Origin of the sequence: Lunatibacter salilacus (assembly GCF_009797935.1) — a bacterium.
Taxonomy (GTDB): Bacteria; Bacteroidota; Bacteroidia; order Cytophagales; family Cyclobacteriaceae; genus Lunatibacter; species Lunatibacter salilacus.
Genome location: NZ_VOLC01000001.1, coordinates 338,379 through 359,014, shown reverse-complemented (window position 1 = coordinate 359,014; position 20,636 = coordinate 338,379). Strand labels below are relative to the sequence as shown.

At 42.1% G+C, this 20,636-nt stretch carries 19 protein-coding genes; 16 read left to right on the top strand and 3 right to left on the bottom strand.

What is annotated here, in order from left to right:
* Positions 1-399: 399 nt before the first annotated feature.
* Positions 400-1,635, bottom strand: a complete 1,236-nt coding sequence (gene lysA, locus FQ608_RS01490) for a diaminopimelate decarboxylase (RefSeq protein WP_158856028.1) — start codon at positions 1,633-1,635, stop codon at positions 400-402.
* Between the two features lie 191 nt (positions 1,636-1,826).
* Between lysA and FQ608_RS01485 the strand changes: the two genes are divergently transcribed.
* From FQ608_RS01485 to FQ608_RS01445, 9 genes are all read left to right on the top strand, one after another.
* Positions 1,827-3,542 (top strand): sensor histidine kinase, encoded by a 1,716-nt coding sequence (locus tag FQ608_RS01485; protein ID WP_158856027.1) that lies wholly within the window; start codon positions 1,827-1,829, stop codon positions 3,540-3,542.
* Positions 3,539-4,234 (top strand): response regulator transcription factor, encoded by a 696-nt coding sequence (locus FQ608_RS01480; RefSeq protein ID WP_158856026.1) that lies wholly within the window; start codon positions 3,539-3,541, stop codon positions 4,232-4,234. The genes FQ608_RS01485 and FQ608_RS01480 overlap by 4 nt, the downstream gene beginning before the upstream one ends.
* 90 nt (positions 4,235-4,324) lie before the next feature.
* Positions 4,325-4,708 carry a RidA family protein gene (locus FQ608_RS01475; RefSeq protein ID WP_158856025.1) on the top strand — a complete coding sequence of 128 codons (384 nt, stop codon included), beginning with the start codon at positions 4,325-4,327 and terminating at the stop codon, positions 4,706-4,708.
* A gap of 28 nt (positions 4,709-4,736) precedes the next feature.
* On the top strand, positions 4,737-5,234 hold the full coding sequence (locus FQ608_RS01470; RefSeq protein ID WP_234364003.1) for a hypothetical protein: 498 nt from the start codon (positions 4,737-4,739) through the stop codon (positions 5,232-5,234).
* 175 nt (positions 5,235-5,409) lie between these two features.
* Positions 5,410-6,810: a class II fumarate hydratase gene (gene fumC, locus FQ608_RS01465; RefSeq protein WP_158856024.1), complete on the top strand. Its 1,401-nt coding sequence runs from the start codon at positions 5,410-5,412 to the stop codon at positions 6,808-6,810.
* A gap of 179 nt (positions 6,811-6,989) precedes the next feature.
* On the top strand, positions 6,990-7,607 hold the full coding sequence (locus tag FQ608_RS01460) for a hypothetical protein (protein ID WP_158856023.1): 618 nt from the start codon (positions 6,990-6,992) through the stop codon (positions 7,605-7,607).
* 100 nt (positions 7,608-7,707) lie between these two features.
* A complete protein-coding gene (gene recJ, locus FQ608_RS01455; RefSeq protein WP_158856022.1) occupies positions 7,708-9,408 on the top strand; it encodes a single-stranded-DNA-specific exonuclease RecJ in 1,701 nt (566 codons plus the stop codon).
* Between the two features lie 3 nt (positions 9,409-9,411).
* Complete coding sequence (gene lptB / locus FQ608_RS01450; RefSeq protein WP_158856021.1) at positions 9,412-10,143, top strand: LPS export ABC transporter ATP-binding protein; 732 nt, start codon at positions 9,412-9,414, stop codon at positions 10,141-10,143.
* A gap of 13 nt (positions 10,144-10,156) precedes the next feature.
* On the top strand, positions 10,157-11,674 hold the full coding sequence (locus FQ608_RS01445) for a GH3 auxin-responsive promoter family protein (RefSeq protein ID WP_158856020.1): 1,518 nt from the start codon (positions 10,157-10,159) through the stop codon (positions 11,672-11,674).
* Between the two features lie 492 nt (positions 11,675-12,166).
* On the opposite strand, the gene mazG is transcribed toward FQ608_RS01445, so the two are convergent.
* Positions 12,167-12,973 carry a nucleoside triphosphate pyrophosphohydrolase gene (mazG, locus tag FQ608_RS01440; protein WP_158856019.1) on the bottom strand — a complete coding sequence of 269 codons (807 nt, stop codon included), beginning with the start codon at positions 12,971-12,973 and terminating at the stop codon, positions 12,167-12,169.
* Between the two features lie 73 nt (positions 12,974-13,046).
* Between mazG and FQ608_RS01435 the strand changes: the two genes are divergently transcribed.
* The 3 genes from FQ608_RS01435 to FQ608_RS01425 are packed head-to-tail and all read left to right on the top strand — an operon-like array spanning position 13,047 to position 15,885.
* Positions 13,047-13,277 carry a hypothetical protein gene (locus FQ608_RS01435; RefSeq protein WP_158856018.1) on the top strand — a complete coding sequence of 77 codons (231 nt, stop codon included), beginning with the start codon at positions 13,047-13,049 and terminating at the stop codon, positions 13,275-13,277.
* Between the two features lie 44 nt (positions 13,278-13,321).
* Positions 13,322-14,713, top strand: coding sequence for a phosphoglucosamine mutase (gene glmM, locus FQ608_RS01430; RefSeq protein WP_158856017.1), 1,392 nt, complete (start codon positions 13,322-13,324; stop codon positions 14,711-14,713).
* Positions 14,714-14,739: 26 nt separating this feature from the next.
* Positions 14,740-15,885: a cysteine desulfurase family protein gene (locus FQ608_RS01425; RefSeq protein WP_158856016.1), complete on the top strand. Its 1,146-nt coding sequence runs from the start codon at positions 14,740-14,742 to the stop codon at positions 15,883-15,885.
* Here the strand turns inward: FQ608_RS01425 and FQ608_RS01420 are convergent.
* Complete coding sequence (locus FQ608_RS01420) at positions 15,882-16,835, bottom strand: pyridoxal-phosphate dependent enzyme (RefSeq protein ID WP_158856015.1); 954 nt, start codon at positions 16,833-16,835, stop codon at positions 15,882-15,884. The genes FQ608_RS01425 and FQ608_RS01420 overlap by 4 nt on opposite strands.
* A 140-nt stretch (positions 16,836-16,975) precedes the next feature.
* Between FQ608_RS01420 and FQ608_RS01415 the strand changes: the two genes are divergently transcribed.
* From FQ608_RS01415 to FQ608_RS01400, 4 genes are all read left to right on the top strand, one after another.
* Positions 16,976-17,662, top strand: coding sequence for a peptidoglycan DD-metalloendopeptidase family protein (locus tag FQ608_RS01415; protein ID WP_158856014.1), 687 nt, complete (start codon positions 16,976-16,978; stop codon positions 17,660-17,662).
* A 31-nt stretch (positions 17,663-17,693) separates the two neighbouring features.
* Entirely contained in the window at positions 17,694-18,827 is a 1,134-nt protein-coding gene (locus FQ608_RS01410; RefSeq protein WP_158856013.1) for an amidohydrolase, read from the top strand.
* An 8-nt stretch (positions 18,828-18,835) separates the two neighbouring features.
* Positions 18,836-19,987, top strand: coding sequence for an alanine racemase (gene alr / locus FQ608_RS01405; RefSeq protein ID WP_158856012.1), 1,152 nt, complete (start codon positions 18,836-18,838; stop codon positions 19,985-19,987).
* Between the two features lie 160 nt (positions 19,988-20,147).
* Positions 20,148-20,558, top strand: a complete 411-nt coding sequence (locus FQ608_RS01400; RefSeq protein WP_158856011.1) for an META domain-containing protein — start codon at positions 20,148-20,150, stop codon at positions 20,556-20,558.
* The last annotated feature ends 78 nt before the right edge of the window (positions 20,559-20,636 follow it).

Below are 20,636 nucleotides of genomic sequence, written 5' to 3'. Positions count from 1 at the left end.
GCCTTGAAATTCTATTGTCTCCATATTCTAAATACTTCACTATAAATGAAGAATTGGCGAACGGAGACGTATCATTTCCCTATTTTTTTGTTTTACAAAGTGAGTTTTCTGTATTTCAAGATTTAAAATATTATTTTATGTTTTTTAAATACACCTTAATGATATTTTCAAATCTATCTTAACTCCTATAATAAATGGAATAATATCGGTATTGACAAAAATAATTGTGCTATTATTTTCTAAAAATTTGAAATAAAAATTTAATTACAATTTTTTGTGTACAGAAGTGATATAGATGTATTATATCAGGCTATGGGGCTTTTTATATAAGAATGAAAAAATGTGCGAAATAAAAAGCCTCTATCCGATATCAATTCGGTAGAGGCTTAAGCTGCAGTGCTAGTCCATTGTCACTAAAATTTGGTTTCTCAGGAGGTCTTCAAATGTTTCCCGCTTTCTGATCAAATGAGTTTTACCATTCAGCAATAAAACCTCCGGGGGCCTAAGTCGCGAATTATAGTTGGAAGACATACTAAAACCATATGCTCCCGCATTTTTGATGGCCAAAATATCACCTTCTTTCACCTCTTTCAATTTACGGTCGGCTGCGATGGTATCTGTTTCGCAGATATACCCAACAATAGTATAGACACGTTCAGGTCCGGTAAGAGTTGAGATGTTGATCACTTCGTGATAGGCATCGTACATCATGGGCCGAATAAGATGGTTTAGCCCTGAATTTACGCCTACAAAAGTAGTAGCGGGCGTTGGCTTGACCACAGTAGCGGACACTAGCAGGTAACCGGATTCGCTGACAAGGAATTTGCCAGGCTCAAACCATATCTCAAGTTCCCGCCCATATTCGCCGCAAAATTCCTGAAATGCCTGCGAGACTTTATTGCCTACATCCATTATATCCGTGGTCACGTCTCCGGTTTTATATCCCACTTTGAATCCACCGCCGAAATCCAAAAAGGTAAGATCCTTAAATTCTTTTGCGGCTTCAAAAAGTATTTCGGCGCCTTTTAAGAAAACATCCGCATCGAGGATATCCGATCCTGTGTGTACATGAAGACCTGTGATCTGCAAGCCATAGGCATCGACTACTTTCAATATATGCTTAAGTTGCAGAATGGATATGCCGAATTTACTGTCAATATGGCCGACAGAAATCTTCGCATTACCACCCGCAAGGATGTGGGGATTCAGCCGGATACATAGCGGGATTTTCCCTCCATAGGTTGTTCCGAAATGTTCCAACATGGGAATGCTATCAATGTTGATCATCACGCCCAGTCCCACTGCTTCCTGAATTTCCGCAAAGTCCACACAGTTTGGTGTATACATAATTTCCTGAGGCTCAAACCCCACATGTAGGCAAAGGTGTACTTCCTCAATCGAAACTGCATCCACGCCAGTGCCGGCTTGCTTCATCAGTTTTAGGATATTGATATTAGAAAGCGCCTTGGTGGCGTATTTTATCTTGAGTTTGACCGTGGAAAACGCAGTTTTAATTGCCTCCACTTGGCTAAGAATTTTTTCTCCGTCATAGACATAGAGCGGAGTGCCGTATTGCTTGGCCAGATCGGTTAGAGATACTCCCTGTATCCTGTAAGATTGATCGTTAATTTCCATGGTTCAATTTTTGAATGGACAAAGATAGATATTGCCTGTAAAACAAAAAACCCCGAAACGCGGCAGAAAAACAAAATTCCAAACCCAAGGGATTGTTTTCTGTCCCATCTTTGTTTCTATATACTACTTGCTGTTGTGTTAAAATAAGTTAACGGACTCATTATCTGTTCCATATCTGTTAAATTTGCTTCATGTCAAAAACCAATATTAAAATCATCATACTCATGATGTCTTTGGGCTGCCTGGGTCTACTGGGATTTCAGTTGTATTGGGTAAGCAACCTATTGAAAATCAACCAGGAGCGGTTCCAGCAAAACGTTTTTCAGGCTCTTGCGGCTACGTCAGACAAATTGGAAAAAGGAGAGACCAGCGATATTTTGAGGAACTCATTGGCAATGGACACGACTTTACAACGGGCTTTGTTTCAAAAAATAGAGCCAATTGAGGTACGAATTAGACGGAGGCCCATTGCAATGCAGCGACCGTCAATGGTGGATTCAATGTTCAGTCAGCCCATGCCTCAGATTTCTTCCACCTTTCAGCGGTTGATAGCTACCAAAGAAGGTGAGCCTAAGAATTTTCGGGACATAGAAAAATACTTTTTGATGCCTCCTTTAGCAGCTTCTTCTGTGTTCACTCCGGATGAAATGGCCATTTACCTACAGGAAAAGGAAAAATGGCTTGAATTTATTGACAATCAGGACAGGTTTGCCAGTAAAAGGAATTATGCTTCGAGCAGGCAGGCACTTTTGGTGGAAGAATATAATGTGTCAAGAGATGTAGCGCAGACGATCGTCAAAACAAATTGGAAAATTGCCCTTGTGGAAGAGGTAGTTCATCAGCTATTAAATCCCGGCCAACAGAATATCTTGGCTCGAATAGACACGGGTATGGTAAAGGCAGAGATACGATCGCAGCTGTTAAAGCGTGGGATTGATGAACCCTTCGAACTTGGTATTCTCAGCAATACCGCTGATTTGGTGACGATCGGACCGGTAAACGACCTAGCCCCCTTAAAAGAGAGCACTATCCGGGCTGAGTTGTTTCCCAGCGATCTGATGGGAGTAAATAGTTTTTTGGTAGTTAAGTTTCCAAATGAGAAAAACTATTTATTTAAACAGATTTGGGTCCCTTTATTGAGCTCTTTGCTGTTTTTGGGAATAATCATTTACTGCTTTATTTATGCCATTCGGGTGATCATTCACCAAAAGCAAGTCTCGGAAATAAAAAATGACTTTATCAATAACATGACGCACGAATTCAAGACGCCGATTTCTACTGTAAGTTTGGCTATAGAAGCATTGCAGGATCCGGACATTGGGTATCAGGAATCATTCCGAAACAGGTATTTGGGAATCATAAAGGAGGAAAACAAGCGATTAGGTACCCAAGTAGAGCAGGTATTGCAGGCTGCGGCGTTGGACAAGAAAGATTTTAAGCTAAAATTTGAAAAGGTTAATATTGACCAATTAATTGATTCCGCATGCGTTCATTTTGGATTGATAGTGGAAAATAGAGGGGGGAGTATTGAAGTCATTTCCACCGTTGACCAACTTGAAATTGAAGCGGATGTGTTTCATCTTAATCATATTATCAACAACTTGCTTGATAATGCAAACAAATATTCACCACTATCTCCTCAAATACAGGTGAAAATAGAAGAACGGGAGGATACGGTCCACATCGCATTTAAGGATAAGGGCATAGGCATGAACAGGGATTCGTTGAAAAGGATTTTTGATAAGTTTTACAGGGTGCCCACAGGTAACCTTCACGACGTGAAAGGTTTTGGACTGGGCCTTTCCTATGTTAAGACCATGGTAGAGGCGCATAAAGGAACAGTCCTAGTGGAAAGTGAATCAGGCAAAGGCAGTACGTTTACCATCATTTTACCAAAAAAACAATGAGTAAAACAAAAATTTTATTAGCTGAAGACGATCCCAATTTAGGGGATATTTTACATGAATACCTGAATATGAAGGGGTATGATACGCTGCTTTGCAAGGACGGAGAAGAGGCATGGAATAGGTTCAAGAAAGACACTTTTCAACTCTGTATTTTGGACGTTATGATGCCTAAAAAGGACGGTTTTACACTAGGGAAAGAGATAAAAAAAGTGGAAGAAAACATTCCGATTATTTACCTTACGGCAAAAAATCTCAAAGATGACGTCATACAAGGGTTGAAAATCGGAGCGGATGATTACATCACCAAGCCATTCAGCATGGAGGAATTGCTGCTCAGAATTTCGGCGATACTGAGACGTACTGCGACCAAAGTAGAAACTAAATCTCTCAAAACGTATACATTTGGTGACTTCACCCTGCATTATGACAGGCAAATGCTGGAGAGTCCCTCCGGAGAGCATAAGCTCACTTCCAAAGAAAACGAATTACTTCGATTGCTTGCATCGGAGCTCAATCAGACAGTTAGTCGGTCCCACGCGCTTAAGATAATTTGGGGCGATGACAGTTATTTTAATGCTCGAAGTATGGACGTCTACCTAAGTAAGATCCGTAAGTTGCTACGAGAAGATCCAAACATGCAGATCGTTACACTCCACGGGGAGGGGTTCAAATTGGTGGAAACTGTTGTTTAATTATAGTATCGGACCAATATTTGGGATTGTTCTTTTAATATTGCGTTTCTTATTCGTTATTTGATGAAATATCAGCATTAATCTTTCCCAATGGCAAAAGAAATCATCTATACGGACACTGCTCCAAAACCTATCGGCCCTTACAGCCAAGCGGTCAAAGTGAATGGCACCCTTTTTGTATCCGGCCAGATAGCACTTGACCCTGAGACCGGTGAATTAGTCAATGAGAATATTACCGAGGAGACGCATGCTGTAATGAAAAATCTGGACGCAATTCTTCAGGCAGCCGATTATACGTTTTCGGACGTGGTAAAATGCTCCATTTTTGTCCGGGATATGAATGAATTTGGAACAATAAACGAGGCTTATGGTAGATACTTTAAATCAGATCCGCCTGCCCGGGAAACCGTGGAAGTAAGTATGCTTCCCAAAGACGTTCAGGTGGAGATTTCCTGTATTGCCGTGAAAGGTTAAACTATATTACAGAACTGACGGTTGTTTTATGGTGAGGATCTCTCCTACATATAGTGAAATATTGGTGTCATCACTTCCGGCCGAGGAGGTGATGAAGAAAGCTTTGCGAGTGACAAGGGAAATGAATTATTTGGATCCGATATCATTCGAATCCCATGAAAAGCATCTATTCAACGGTACTGTTCACAACGACACCTTTCATCTTTCTCTCAAAACCGAAAATGCCGACAGCTTTATCCCACTAATTCGGGGTAAGGTAGAGACCACCCGAAAGGGATGTATCCTTTTTCTTCATTATAGTTTTTTCCCAAGTACTGTTTTTTTTCTCGGATTTTGGATTGTAGCCACTTTTTTTATGATGCTGTTTTTCTTGACTTTGCAGCTTGATCTAAAATTAGCCGCATTATGTCTAGTTGCTGGTATGGGCAATTATTGGTTTTCCAGTATGCATTTTATGCGTAAGGTGAAACAAAGCCAAAAAGCACTGCATCACATGCTGGACCTCCAGCCGAATGATCCCCGTTAAGCTAGATTTTAACCCGTAGGGTATGGATTCTAGCCGTCAGATTGTAATTTAGCCGTCCTAAAACATTACTCATTAAAATAAATACCATGAAATCGAGCATGACGAAAACGTCACACAGTGGGATGATTATCGTTGCGAGATTCCATCTGACCGTTAAAAATCAAATTATAAACAGATGAAATATAGAATAGAGAAAGATACGATGGGGCCCGTTGAAGTTCCTTCCGACAAGTATTGGGGTGCCCAAACGCAGCGGTCAATCAATAACTTCAAAATCGGTGGTGCCAAACACCAAATGCCTATCGAAATCATACATGCATTTGCTATATTAAAAAAATCAGCCGCATTAACGAATGCGGAATTAGGGGTGCTTGATGAACAAAAAGCCCAAAATATAGCAGCAGTATGTGATGAAATTCTTGCTGGAGACTTGGATGAGCAGTTTCCCCTCGTCATTTGGCAGACGGGATCAGGTACTCAATCCAATATGAACGTGAATGAGGTGGTGGCCAACAGAGCCCATGTCCGTCAGGGAGGGACGCTCACTGATGAGAAGAAATCCATTCATCCAAACGACGACGTCAATAAATCCCAGTCGTCCAATGATACCTTTCCAACGGCCATGCATATTGCGGCCTACAAAATGGTGGCGGAAACAACTATTCCAGGCGTAGAGCTGCTGAGAAACACCCTGAAGGAAAAATCTGAAAATTTCATGCAGGTAGTGAAAATTGGCCGCACACATTTTATGGATGCGACTCCATTGACCCTGGGCCAGGAATTTTCCGGATATGTTGCCCAACTGGATCATGCGCTTCGTGCCATAAAAAATACGCTTTCTCACCTGTCGGAACTTGCTCTGGGCGGTACGGCGGTGGGAACCGGACTGAACACGCCTAAGGGGTATGCAGAAAAAGTAGCAGAGAAGATAGCGGAGCTTTCGGGTAACCCTTTTATCACTGCACCAAACAAATTTGAATCCCTTGCGGCTCATGATGCGATGGTAGAAACACACGGTGCTTTAAAGCAACTGGCTGTTAGCTTAATGAAAATAGCTAACGATATTCGGATGCTTTCTTCTGGTCCCCGCTCTGGAATCGGAGAAATTCTTATCCCCGAAAACGAACCCGGATCTTCCATCATGCCAGGCAAAGTAAACCCCACCCAGGTAGAAGCAATGACCATGGTCTGTGCCCAAGTGATGGGTAACGATGTAGCGCTATCCATCGGAGGCTCAAACGGCCACTTCGAGCTCAACGTATTCAAACCCATGATGGTAAATAATTTGTTAAGTTCAGCGAGACTTCTGGGCGATGCCTGTGTTTCTTTTACTGAGAACTGCGCAGTGGGAATAGAACCAAATGTTCCGTTTATAAAGCAACATTTGGAAAATTCCCTCATGTTGGTTACGGCACTTAATCCCCATTTGGGATATGAAAATGCAGCTTCCATTGCCAAAAAGGCACACAAGGAAGGAACAAGTCTTCGGGAAGCGGCTGTTTCACTCGGTCTGTTGACCAATGAGCAGTTTGACGATTGGGTAAAGCCCGAGGACATGATCGGAGGTCTTAAGTAAATTTGCGTTCACTAAAGGGCCCTCAGTGTTTATGCCGTGGGTCCTTCTTTTACTTTATTATCGATTTTACTCTTCTGATACCCGTCTTTATTTTGGATAAAAGGGATTACTTCATTATTTTTTGTAATTTGTAGGCAAATGATTCGTTTTTATGTATTCACTGAAAATCATAAATGTGTATGAGAACCTATAAATTTCTGTTTTTACCTGCCCTGCTGGCATTATTTTTATTTTATTCCGGAACTTCTTTTGCCCAGCTTGACAAACCTGAAAGAAGGACCTATAAGAAGATGAAACGTAAAATGCCTCCTGAGGATTTCAAAAAGTTGCTCGAGGATAAGGCCAGGTTTTCCGCAAGTACGGATTCTCTCACCGCTGAAACTGAAAACTTGCTTCGCACACTGCGTGAAAGGGACAACAGCCTCCAACGGACCCGGGAGACAGAAGCAAGATTAAGTCAACAGCTTTCAGAATTTCGCCAACAACTTTCCGAATTGGAAACTAGGGAAGAAACCAATGAATGGGATCAGGGAATTGCTTTTCGGGTTCAATTTGGTGCCTTTGAAGACCATGACATCAGCGAGATGGTTGCTGATAGTCCGGATTTGGAATTGGTCAAGGAAGATGGGTTTAATAAATATGTTCTAGGCCAGTTTAGAGACTATGAAAAGGCGGATGAGCTGAAAAGGTACCTTCGAAAAATCGGCGTGAAGGAGACCTGGATTGTACCGTACAAAGACGGCAAACGTGTTCCGCTGAAATCCGTCATGGACGAGACAACTGTAGGAAAACGATAATCTATTAGTGCTGCGTTGTTTATGTTTTTCATTTTTAGGAAGCTCAATATTATTGTCGATATATAAGTTGTATAGCTTCAATCTTTTGTAATTTAGCCTTATGGACTTTAGATGGAGAATAAAAGAAAAGGCCGATTTCAACACGGTTGAATTTCTCAGTCAGGAAATCAATGTGAATCCCACTTTGGCTAACATGCTTGCAAATAGGGGGGTGACGAATTTCCAAAAAGCCAAGGACTTTTTTAGGCCCGATCTGGATAAACTGCATGATCCATTTTTGATGCAGGACATGGACAAGGCCGTTGATCGGTTGATTTTGGCAATTTCGAACGGTGAAAAAATTCTTGTTTACGGGGATTATGATGTGGATGGCACCACTTCTGTAGCCTTGTTTTATGGGTTTTTAAAAGAATTTTATGATAATATCGGATTTTATATTCCTGACAGGTATAAAGAAGGATATGGAATCTCCGACAAAGGTGTGATGTATGCTGCGGAGAACGGGTTCTCCTTAGTCGTATCATTGGATTGCGGGATCAAAGCCATTGACAAAATTGATTTGGCCAATACATTGGGGGTGGATTTTATCATTTGTGACCACCACACTCCCGGAGATGAACTGCCTCAAGCAATTGCCATTCTTGATCCAAAGCGGACAGATTGTTTGTATCCATATAAAGAGCTTAGTGGATGTGGGGTTGGATTTAAACTGATTCAGGCATTTTCCATAATGACACAACGAAACCCTACCAACTTGTACGCTTATTTGGACTTGTTGGCTGTAAGTATAGCCTCAGACATTGTACCTATTACCGGAGAAAACAGAATTTTGGCATTTTATGGACTAGATAGGGTTAACAACAACCCTCGTCCGGGTCTAAAGGCGTTGATTTTAAAGGGAAAGCTGGAAAAAGATATAGACATTACTGACATCGTATTCAAAATTGGTCCACGCATCAATGCATCCGGAAGGATAGAGCATGCCAAGGCATCGGTGGAATTACTAATTTCCAAGGACTTGGAGACAGCCGTACGAAGGGCGGAGCTCGTGGAAGACGTCAATGCCGCAAGAAAAAACTTTGACGAAAACATCACTAAAGAAGCCCTTCAGATGATAGAGTTGCGCGAGTCAGAAGGGATTTTTCGAAGCACCGTTCTTTTTAAGGAAGACTGGCACAAAGGGGTTATTGGTATCGTAGCCTCCCGCTGCATAGAGCGCTATTACAGACCTACCATTATTTTGACAGAATCCAATAATAAAGCAACGGGCAGTGCCCGTTCTGTGTTTGATTTTGACATTTATGAAGCTATTCAGGAGTGTAGCGAATTGTTGGATCAATTTGGAGGGCATAAATATGCTGCTGGGTTGACCATGTCGGTTGCCAACGTTCCGGCTTTTCAGGCAAAATTCGAACAGGTGGTAAGCGAACGTATTCACGAAACGCACCTCAAGCCTACTTTGGAAATTGACGACGAGTTGCTTCTTGATCAGATCAACTATAAGTTTTATAATATCCTAAAGCAGATGGCTCCCTTTGGTCCAGGCAACCCTGAACCCATATTCTGCGTCAATCAGGTCTATGCGGAAAATGTCAAGATATTAAAGGAAAAACACCTACGGTTTGAAATTATTCAGGATGGGCAGCAGACCCGCCCGATTTGTATAGGTTTCGGATTTGGCGAATATTTCGATTTTCTTAATAGTAAAATGAGGTTCAATATGGCGTTTGAGCTGAGAGAAAATACATTTCGGAATACAAGCAGTCTCCAACTCTATGTGAAGGATATTAAATTTGATTAGTACATGATTTTAAAGGCAGATAACCTCGTCAAGATTTACAAAGGAAAGCGTGTCGTCAATGACATATCTGTAGTGGTGGAGCAAGGTGAAATCGTTGGGCTGCTAGGTCCAAACGGTGCGGGAAAGACTACATCATTTTATATGATAGTAGGACTGATAAAGCCTAATGGAGGCAAGGTATATTTGGATAACAAAGAAATCACGCCGCTTCCGATGTATAAGCGGGCCAAGTTGGGCATCGGGTATCTGGCGCAGGAGGCTTCTGTCTTTAGGAAGCTTTCCGTGGAAGAAAACATCTTGGCCGTCTTGGAAATGACAAAGATGCCAAAGAAAGAACAGAAGGAGAAAATGGAAACCCTGCTGGAAGAATTCAGCTTAACACATGTTCGCAAAAACCTGGGTATGGTCTTGTCGGGAGGCGAAAGAAGGCGTACCGAAATTGCCAGGGCGTTGGCGGTTGATCCTAAATTTGTCCTACTGGATGAGCCATTTGCGGGAGTGGACCCAATTGCTGTGGAAGAAATTCAATCCATTGTGGCCAAACTGAAAGATAAAAATATAGGCATTCTGATTACCGATCATAATGTAAACGAGACCCTGTCAATAACTGACCGCGCCTATCTGATGTTTGAAGGGACGCTTCTTAAGGCAGGAACGGCCGAAGAGCTTGCCGCCGATGAGCAAGTTAGGAAAGTTTACCTTGGTAAACATTTTGAACTAAAGCGGAAAATTTAACCCACGTTTACCTATGGAAGTCATCAATTCATTTATGACCTGGATCCTAAAAAACAGGATAGGGCAAATAGACCGGTTTAAGGCAAAGCCTTTGGAGGTACAGCAAGAGATTTTATTTAAGCTGGTCACCACAGCTAAAGGAACCGCATTTGGGAAAAAGTACGGATTTTCCCATATTACAACCTATGCGGACTTTGCCCGGCAGGTTCCGGTACACGACTATACACAACTGACTCCGTATATAGAGGAGACAATGAAGGGTAACCAAAATGTACTTTGGCCATCGGAAATTGTTTGGTTTAGCAAATCATCCGGCACTACCTCTTCGCGGAGTAAATTTATTCCCGTTTCCCAAGAATCCCTAGAGGATTGTCATTTCAAAGGAGGCAAAGACATGCTGTCCCTTTATATTAACAATTATCCAGACACAAAACTTTTCACCGGGAAAAGCCTGACCATAGGAGGGAGTAACCAAGTAAATAACTTCGATGAAAATCACAGCAGCTTCTATGGGGACATTTCTGCTGTGATCATGCAAAATTTGCCGATGTGGGCCCAGTTTGCGCGAACGCCAAGCCTAGAGACTGCCTTGATGAGCGAATGGGAAGAAAAGATCAACAAAATGGCCCATGAGACAATTAAGGAAAATGTTACCAGTCTGACGGGAGTACCCACGTGGACATTGGTACTATTGGAGCGGGTTTTGGAAATAACCGGGAAGCGGGATATTTCGGAAGTGTGGCCGAATCTTGAGGTTTTCTTTCATGGAGCAGTGGCATTTGGGCCGTACAAAAGCCTCTTTCAAACCCTGATACCATCGGACAAAATGCATTATATGGAGACGTATAATGCCTCAGAGGGATTTTTTGGTATACAAGACCAGACGGATTCCGATGAACTCCTACTGATGCTGGATTATGGGATTTATTATGAATTTATCCCTCTTGAAGATTGGGAAAGTGACGACCCTAAAGTCATCCCTTTGGAAGATGTCGAACTGCATACCAATTATGCCATTATCATCTCTACCAACGGAGGCTTATGGAGGTATAAAATAGGGGATACAGTAAAATTCACCTCCCTCAAACCCTACCGGATTAAAATTTCCGGCCGCACTAAACATTTTATCAATGCATTTGGGGAGGAGGTCATTGTGGAAAATGCAGAGCAAGCCATTGAATCCGCCTGTCTGCAGACAGGCGCTGCGATCAAAAATTTCACAGCGGCACCAATCTATTTTAAAGATCGTGGAAATCAAGGAGCACATGAGTGGGTAATTGAATTTGCGCAGGCCGCTGCTGATGAAGAATTGTTCAAATTAAAATTGGATGCTGCACTTCGTGAGCTCAACTCTGATTATGATGCCAAACGATATAAGGATATGGTACTCCTCCCGCCCATCATTCATTTCGCCAAGGAAGGTACTTTTGACAACTGGCTTAAATCCAGAGGAAAATTGGGTGGGCAGAATAAGGTGCCCCGTCTTTCCAATAACCGCGATTATATGGATGAAATTTTAAAATACCTGTAAGGTATGCCATAGCTATAAGCAAGCATGTTTTGTGTCATGGTATCATTTAGTGGTGGATGGAAAAAAACTACGGAATGTTTGTAAATTTTTAATAAAAAGTATTCCTTCAAGGAAAAATATTTTTGGGAAATAAATGGGAGATTAAATACCAGTTTGGGATATTTTAGGGTTAATCTTTTTCCAAAACCTGCCCTAAATTTATCCATTGCCACTAATGGCAAAAACAAGTACTATTTATCCACATTTGTCAACACTTATCCACATGACAATTCGGTAACATGTTAATTTACTGGAAAACAGTTAGATATGATAATGTTTGAAAAATACAATTTGTGGATAAAGTTCTGTAAATGAGAATGTATATACATTGGCGTTGAAAAATCGCAATAAAAATCAAGCCAATAACTCAGAAATTTGCAAAAATCTTCTTAAAAATATTAGTTGTTGATTTCTAGGTTTCCTTAATCGATCGGATAGTTTTTAACTTTTGTTTTACTTTCGATTTTTAGCTTCCTCCCAATAGCGATCCATCTCAGCAAGGGTCATTTGATCAAGTTTTTTCCCTGCATTGGCCGCAGCTTTTTCTAGGTATTGAAAGCGATGGATGAATTTTCGGTTTGTCCGCTCCAAGGCTTCTTCCGGATTGATATCAATAAACCTGGCATAATTGATAAGTGAAAAAAGCAGATCACCAAACTCAGCAGTAGCTTCCTCTTTGTTTATATTAGGTCCCCCGCCGTTAAAGGCTGATTTAAATTCTTGCATTTCTTCTTCCACCTTTTCCCACACTTGGTTAGGCTCCTCCCAGTCAAATCCTACTCCACGTGCCTTTTCCTGAATACGCATGGCTTTGATTAGGGCGGGTAATGAACTGGGAACTCCACCAAGGACTGATTTATTCTTTTCACCTTTTTCTTGAAGTTTGATTTTTTCCCAATTTTGTTTTACAGCCTCTTCATCTTTGGCCTCTACGTCACCATAAATATGGGGATGTCTTCGAATAAGTTTTTCATTCAGGCTTTGGATTACGTCCCCTATGTCGAAGGACTCCATTTCAGAACCAATTTGGGCATAAAAGACAAGATGCAATAAAATGTCACCAAGTTCCTTTTTAATTTCCGGCAGGTCATTTTCCAGAATAGCGTCTGAAAGCTCAAATGTTTCCTCTATCGTCAGATGTCTGAGACTTTCAAGTGTTTGTTTCCGGTCCCACGGGCACTTTTCCCGCAATTCTTCCATGATGGTGAGCAAATGCTCGAAGGCGGCCAGGGATTTGTTTCTATCTTTCTTTTCGGTCATGGCTGATGGGAAACTAATAAGATTGTAATAACGTTTTAAAAGGAATGCGTAAATTTGTAGAAATAAATTTGATATGACAACTGTATATTTAACCTTGGGATTTGTAGCGTTGTTTTTCATCATGATGTCTGTTAGGCTGATCTTTTTGAAAAATGGTGAATTTAAAGGCACATGCGCCTCACAAAATCCCTACCTTAACAAAGACGGTGGCACATGTGGGTACTGCGGGAAAAACGTAGATGATGGGTCTGCCTGTGGCAATCCGGACAACGAAGTGGACAAGGTCCTCGCCAAATTTAAATAAGTGTAACGATATAAGTTTTTTTACAGCTAACTAACCAATTTTAAGTGGCATTAATTAAGTCAATTTCTGGCATCAGGGGAACCATAGGAGGTAAAAGTGGAGAAAGCCTTACTCCTTTGGACATTGTAAAATTTGCGGCGGCTTTCGGCTCTTGGATTGTAGAGAAGACGCAAAATCCAAAAATAATAATCGGGAGAGATGCCCGCATCTCAGGAGAGATGGTTTCCCAACTCGTGACCGCTACCCTACAGGGGCTTGGTATAGATGTGGTTGACCTGGGTCTAAGTACCACACCTACGGTGGAACTAGCTGTCCCTCAGGAGAAGGCTGGAGGGGGTATTATCATTACCGCAAGCCATAACCCTATGCAGTGGAATGCACTCAAACTGCTTCAACATGATGGGGAATTTATCTCTGATGCTGACGGTAAGGAGGTATTGGAAAAGGCCGATAAGGAAGACTTTACCTTTGTGACGGTAAAGAAACTCGGTAAATATACCACTATAGACGATTATCTCGACCGGCACATTCAGCACGTTCTTAATTTAAGATTGGTCGATAAAGAGGCTATTGCTGCAAGGAATTTCAAAATCGTGGTGGATTGTGTCAATTCAACCGGCGGCATTGTTATCCCCAAACTACTGAAAGCATTAGGGGTTGCTCAAGTAGAAGAGTTGTACTGTGAGCCTACCGGCAACTTCGCCCACAATCCTGAGCCATTACCGGAAAATTTGAGGGACATAGCGATGAAACTTGAAAACGGTAATTATGATCTGGGTATAGTGGTGGATCCGGACGTGGATAGGTTGGCATTTTTTAATGAGGATGGGAGTTTTTTTGGAGAGGAATACACGATCGTTGCTGTGGCTGACTATATCCTTTCAAATCAGCCCGGGTCCACCGTATCAAACCTCAGTTCCACGAGAGCACTGAAGGACGTTACCAATAGAAGAGGAGGTGAGTATCATGCTTCGGCGGTCGGGGAAGTCAATGTAGTCAAGAAAATGAAAGAGGTGCAGGCCGTAATTGGGGGAGAAGGCAATGGTGGCGTGATCTATCCAGAGTCGCATTATGGTAGAGATGCGCTCGTAGGTATTGGTTTATTCCTTACCCATTTGGCTAAATTTGGAAAAACGGCAAGTAGGCTGAGGGCATCTTACCCTAATTATCATATTTCAAAAAATAAAATTGAGCTTACGGCGGATATAGACGTAGACAGAATATTGGATGCCATAAAATTGAAATACAAAAAACATCCCATCAACGATATCGACGGTGTAAAAATCGAATTCGAAAAAGAATGGGTACACCTTCGCAAGTCAAACACAGAACCTATAATCCGGATTTATTCTGAATCTGAAACCTTGGCCACGGCCGAACACTTAGCCAATAAAATCATTTTGGATATTAAAGAGGTAATTGCCGAGTCCGTGTAAGCGTGGCATTTTGGTAAAATTTGATTATGGAGTTTAAAAGAACGGTTTATCTCGACAACGCAGCTACTACTGCTCTTGACGAGCGGGTTCTCGAGGCGATGTTGCCCTTTCTAAGGAGCACCTATGGAAATCCTTCTTCCGTTCACAAGCATGGGAGGGAAGTTCGGGTTGCCATCGAAAAAGCAAGAAAAACCGTCGCTAATATCCTGCTGGTTAGTCCCGGAGAAATATGCTTCACCTCCGGTGGTACAGAGGCTGACAATATGGCTATATCCGGTGCGCTTGAAACCTTTGGATTGAAGCAGATAATTTCGTCGCCTTTGGAGCACCATGCGGTATTACACACCGCAGAAAAATGTTCCAAACGCATGGGAATTCCACTAAAGTTATTGGAGGTAGATTCACAGGGAAATCTAAACATGGATCAATTATCCACGTTTCTGCAGCAAACTCCGCATAGCTTGGTGTCTTTGATGCATGGAAACAATGAAATAGGTAACATCAGTGACCTTGAAAAAATCGGTGAATTGTGTAGATCGCATGGGGCATTTTTTCACTCCGATACTGTGCAGACAATGGGGCATTATGCGCACAACTTGAACACACTACCCGTGGATGCCGTGGTAGGAGCCGCGCATAAGTTCCACGGACCAAAAGGAGTGGGTTTTTTATTTATCCGGAAAGATAAAAAAATTCGGCCTTTTCTTCATGGAGGCACTCAGGAGCGAAATATGCGGGGAGGAACCGAGAATGTATATGGAATTATCGGACTGGCCAAGGCCTTGGAACTGGCCTATCAGGAAATGGAAGCTCATGAAACCCACATCAAGGAAATCAAGCGGTATTTTAAAAATGTACTCGTTAAACGGTTGCCGGGTGTAATTTTCAACGGGCTGTCAGGAAACTTGGAATCAAGCCTCTATACTGTACTCAACGTCAGTTTCCCTCCATCGGAAGCCAATCAGGGCATGCTACTTTTTAATTTGGACTTGGGTGGCATTTCTGTCTCTGGGGGTTCTGCATGCAGTAGTGGAGCCACATTGGGTTCCCATGTGCTTCAAGCTTTAGGTAGCGATCCTAATAGAGAATCAGTTCGTTTTTCATTTAGTAGGTTTACCACCAAAGAAGAAGTGGATTATACCTTAGCGAAGGTCTTAGAACTTTACGCTTAGAAGGGGAGCTTGGATAAGTCAACATTCCCCCCAGACAAAATAATCCCTATCTTTTTACCATGAAATTGCTCCTTGTTTTTTAGTAGAGCAGCGAGTGGCACTGCGCAGCTGGGCTCCACAATAATTTTCATTCGCTCATAAATCAACCGCATGGCTTCTATGATTTCCCTATCACTTACGGTTAGAATGTCGGATACGAATTCTTGAATAATCTCAAAATTCAATTCCCCCAAAGAAGTCAGCAGACCATCAGCGATGGAGTTGGGAGTGGAGAGAGGAATACGTTTTTTGGCTTGGAAAGAGCGGTAGGCGTCATCTGCACCCTCCGGTTCAGCCCCAATTACTTTAGTGTTTGGAGAGATATAATGGGTAGTGAGCGCAGTTCCTCCCAATAACCCTCCTCCTCCAACTGGCGCAATGATGGCATCAAAAGGAATATGCTCCTCCCACATTTCCAATGCACAGGTTGCCTGTCCTTCAATTACATGAATATCGTCAAAAGGAGGTATAAAAGTGGCCCCAGTTTTATTTACCACCTGAGCGAGGGTAGCTTCCCGAGAAGCCAAAGTTGGTTCGCAGAGAGTGATCTGTCCACCATAGGACTGCACCGCTTTCTTTTTGATTTGCGGAGCCGAAGAAGGCATCACAATATAAGCAGGAATCCCCGCCTGAGTAGCGGCCCTTGCAAGAGCTGCTGCGTGATTGCCACTGGAATGCGTCGCGACTCCTTTTTTTCTATCCTTTTCGGATAGCTTTAAGACTGCATTCGCCGCACCACGTGCTTTGAAAGCACCCACTTTTTGAAAATTCTCACATTTGAAAAATATTTCACAGCCTGCAAGACTATCAATAGCGGAGCAGGTCAGGATAGGTGTATTATGAATCATATGCCGAATTCTAACACCTGCCTCCTGAATATCCTCTAGGGTGGGAAAAGTACTTGTTATCATTAGTTATCGATTTATTTCAAGCTTCAAAGGTAATTTTTCCCCTTCAATCCGACAATAGTTATTTTTTTAACCCTCGTTTAATTGAACTCGGTACCGGCTGCTAGCCAAAATTTCTTTATATTGTCCGATACATGATAAGTATGACAGAAATATTGACTGATAAGCCTATTTTCCCGGTCATGGGTGAGGAATTGGGTGCGCATAATGCCATTGCCATTGACCTTAGCAAGGATAATGAAGCCTTAAATCAAGTGAATTTAGCCGATAGTCAGCAATTTTGCAGCTACGTGGATAGCCTGAGAGAAAGTCAGGAAAAAAAATATGGGCTTGGGGGGTATTTGGAAAATCGGGTAATATATACCAGAAGTCATGTATTTGCGACAGATTCAGCCATTTTCCGCAATATTCATCTAGGTGTAGATATCTGGGCATCTGCTGGCTCATCCGTTTTTTGTCCGGTTGAGGGGGTAATTCACAGCTGTCAAGATAATGCAGGTTTTGGAAATTATGGCCCTACGGTCATTTTGGAACATGTATTGCGGGGTAATAAAATCTACAGCCTATACGGCCATTTGGCAAAAGCGGACCTAGGTCTATTTTATCCAGGTAAACAAATAAGGGCTGGTGAAATATTAGGTCACTTGGGAGAGGAAAAAGAGAATGGAAATTGGCCTTCACACCTTCACTTTCAGTTAATTCAGGATTTGGAAGGCCTGACTGGCGACTATCCGGGCGTTTGCAGGGATTCGGAAATCGGTCACTATGCTCAAAATTGCCCTAATCCAAATAACTGGCTGAATTGTGAGTTGCTACAACCTATCTACTAAGCATCGTTTATACATAACATCAAATAACTTCATGAATAAATCAGAAATTGCCCACCTAACCAATTTTAGAAAGGAACTTCATAGCTATCCAGAGCTTTCTGGAGAGGAAGCAGCTACTTCTGAACGGCTAAAGGTATTCTTTAAGAATTTAAACCCCGATGAATTTATTGAAGATTTGGGGGGACATGGCTTTGCTGTCGTTTATAAAGGGAGCAATCCGGGTCCAGTCACCCTTCTACGAGCTGAATTGGATGCTTTGCCTATTTTGGAGCATGGTGCGATCAAGCACATTAGTCAAGTACCCGGAGTATCGCATCTCTGTGGCCATGATGGACATATGGCAATACTCTGTGGGGTGGGCATTGTGCTTTCACAGGAAAAACCCTTAAATGGAAGCGTTGTAATTTTATTTCAGCCTTCAGAAGAGACGGGAGAAGGAGCCTCCCAAGTGTTGAACTCAGAAAATTTCAAAAAAATTGTTCCAGATTTTGCCTTTGCCCTTCACAATCTACCGGGGTACGACAAAAACCAAATCGTCTTGAAAAAGGGTGCTTTTACGGCAGCATCTAAAGGAATGATCATAACTTTTACGGGAAATACCAGCCATGCAGCGCATCCTGAAGATGGCAACAGCCCAGCTGAAGCGATGTGTAAAGCAGTAATTGGCCTGGAAAGGCTCTCTGAATCCATCTCAGAGTTTTCAATGATTACCGTCATACATGCAGTCTTGGGCGAAGTTGCTTTCGGAACCACCCCGGGGGAAGCAAAAGTTATGGCCACAATTCGGACGTATGACGATGATGTATTAGAGAGGCTCGGCAAATTTGCTACTAAATTGGTTGAGCTTATTGCAAAGGAATATCGGTTGGAGGTTTCCGTATCGTTTCGTGATCATTTTCAGGCGGTAGTCAATGAAGAAAAAGCTTGGGAGTATGTCAACGAGTCAGCTAAAGACCTTAAATTAAAAACCAAACACATCAGGACTCCATTCCGCTGGTCGGAGGATTTTGGTCATTTTTCCAGCGTTACCAATACCCTCCTTTTTGGCTTGGGTGCAGGCAAAAAACACCCCCAACTTCATGAAGGCACGTATGATTTTCCGGATGATGTGATATCAACTGGGGTGAATCTTTTTTCCGAAGTGGTACGAAAAATAAATTTTTAATCCGACAAATGGACCACACCTCTTACATTGAAATCAACAAGACAGCCTACAAGCAAAACATTCAATTTATCCGAAACCAAGTTGGCGAAAAAACTATCATTTCTTCTGTTGTTAAAGGCAATGCCTACGGGCACGGTATTGAGAATATTGTAACCATAGCAGAGAGCAACGGAATACGGCATTTTAGTACCTTTAGCACCGATGAAGCTGTTCGGGTTTTTAATGCCTCCACAAAGGGAAGTCAAATCATGATTATGGGAATGCTTGATGAGGAATCGCTTCCTTGGATCATTGAGAGGGGAATTGGGTTTTATGTATTCGAGTTTGGCCGCCTGAAAGCGGCGATCGAGGTAGCAAAGCAACTTGACAAGCAGGCAAGGGTTCATATCGAAGTGGAGACTGGATTTCACCGGACTGGGTTCGAATGGGAGGAAAGAGAAACACTGCTTAAACGAATCGAAAAAAGCAGAGATCATCTGGAGCTACAGGGACTATGTACCCACTATGCGGGTGCCGAGAGTGTAGCTAACTATGTGCGTGTAAAATCCCAAATAACCAAATACCTGGAATATAAAGCATGGTTTGAGGAAAATGGGGTGATTTTCGAAACCTATCATACGGCTTGTTCAGCGGCATCCCTCAGTTATCCAGAAACTATTATGGACATGGTTCGGATAGGCATTGCCCAATATGGGTTTTGGCCAAGTCAGGAAACCTATATGGCAAATTTCAAGCAGCTGGATGCAGACATGAAAAATCCACTTAAACGCCTCATTAGTTGGAAGAGTAGTATCATGAGTATCAAAAAGGTGAAGATGGGTAGTTTTATTGGATATGGAAACAGTTATATGGCTTCCCGTAACATGACGATTGCCTTGGTTCCGATAGGCTATAGTCATGGATTCAGTAGAAATTTGAGTAATCTTGGAAAGGTATTGATTGACGGAAAAATTCTCCCTGTAGTGGGTACAGTAACCATGAATACAATTTCAGTAGATATTTCAGACCTCTCTACTCCAAAAAAGGGCGATGAGGTGGTAATTATCGGCAAGCAAAAAAGAAATGAAATAACTGTGGCCTCATTCGGGGAATCTACCCAACAAGTTAACTATGAATTGCTGACCCGATTGCCGGCTGATATCCCCCGAAGAGTTAAATAATAGATGCTTTTAAAAAAATAAAATCAAATTGGTATTTTAGAATGGTATTTGCGGCTAGTTTATTCAGGTAGTGTGTTAGTGAAAAAGCTGCACCTACCTTTTTAGCCGATCCGTGCGTTTTATGTATTAAGGATCAAGTTCAATCTTAAACAAAAATATCATGACGAATCTAACAAAATTATTCATGCCACTTTTTCTGCTATCTATTTTTTTCTTCTACGCTTGTGGCAGTGAGCCGGTAGAGCTTTCTGACCATAAGTGGAAAGCAACCAATGTTGCAGGTGCTGCCGCATCTAAAGAAAAATTGGCAAATCTAACTCTCGAATTTAGAGAGGATCAGGAAATTGGAGGTTTCGCTGGATGCAATGAATACAGAGGAGGTGCTACCTACAATCAACAACAAATCAAATTTTCGACCTTATATACGGATAATGAAACTTGTGATGATTCTGCCTTAGAGCGAGCGTTTCTCAAAAATCTGGAAAGTGGATCCACCTATACGTATCAGGGAAGCAAACTTGCCATCCATGATGAGTCCGGGAATATCGTAGTGGAAATGGAGCAAATCTGATGAGCTGAAGAATTAATGGAGTGGAATATACAAAATATACTTTTGGATAATTCCGGTTACTAGGTGGGGAATCACCTT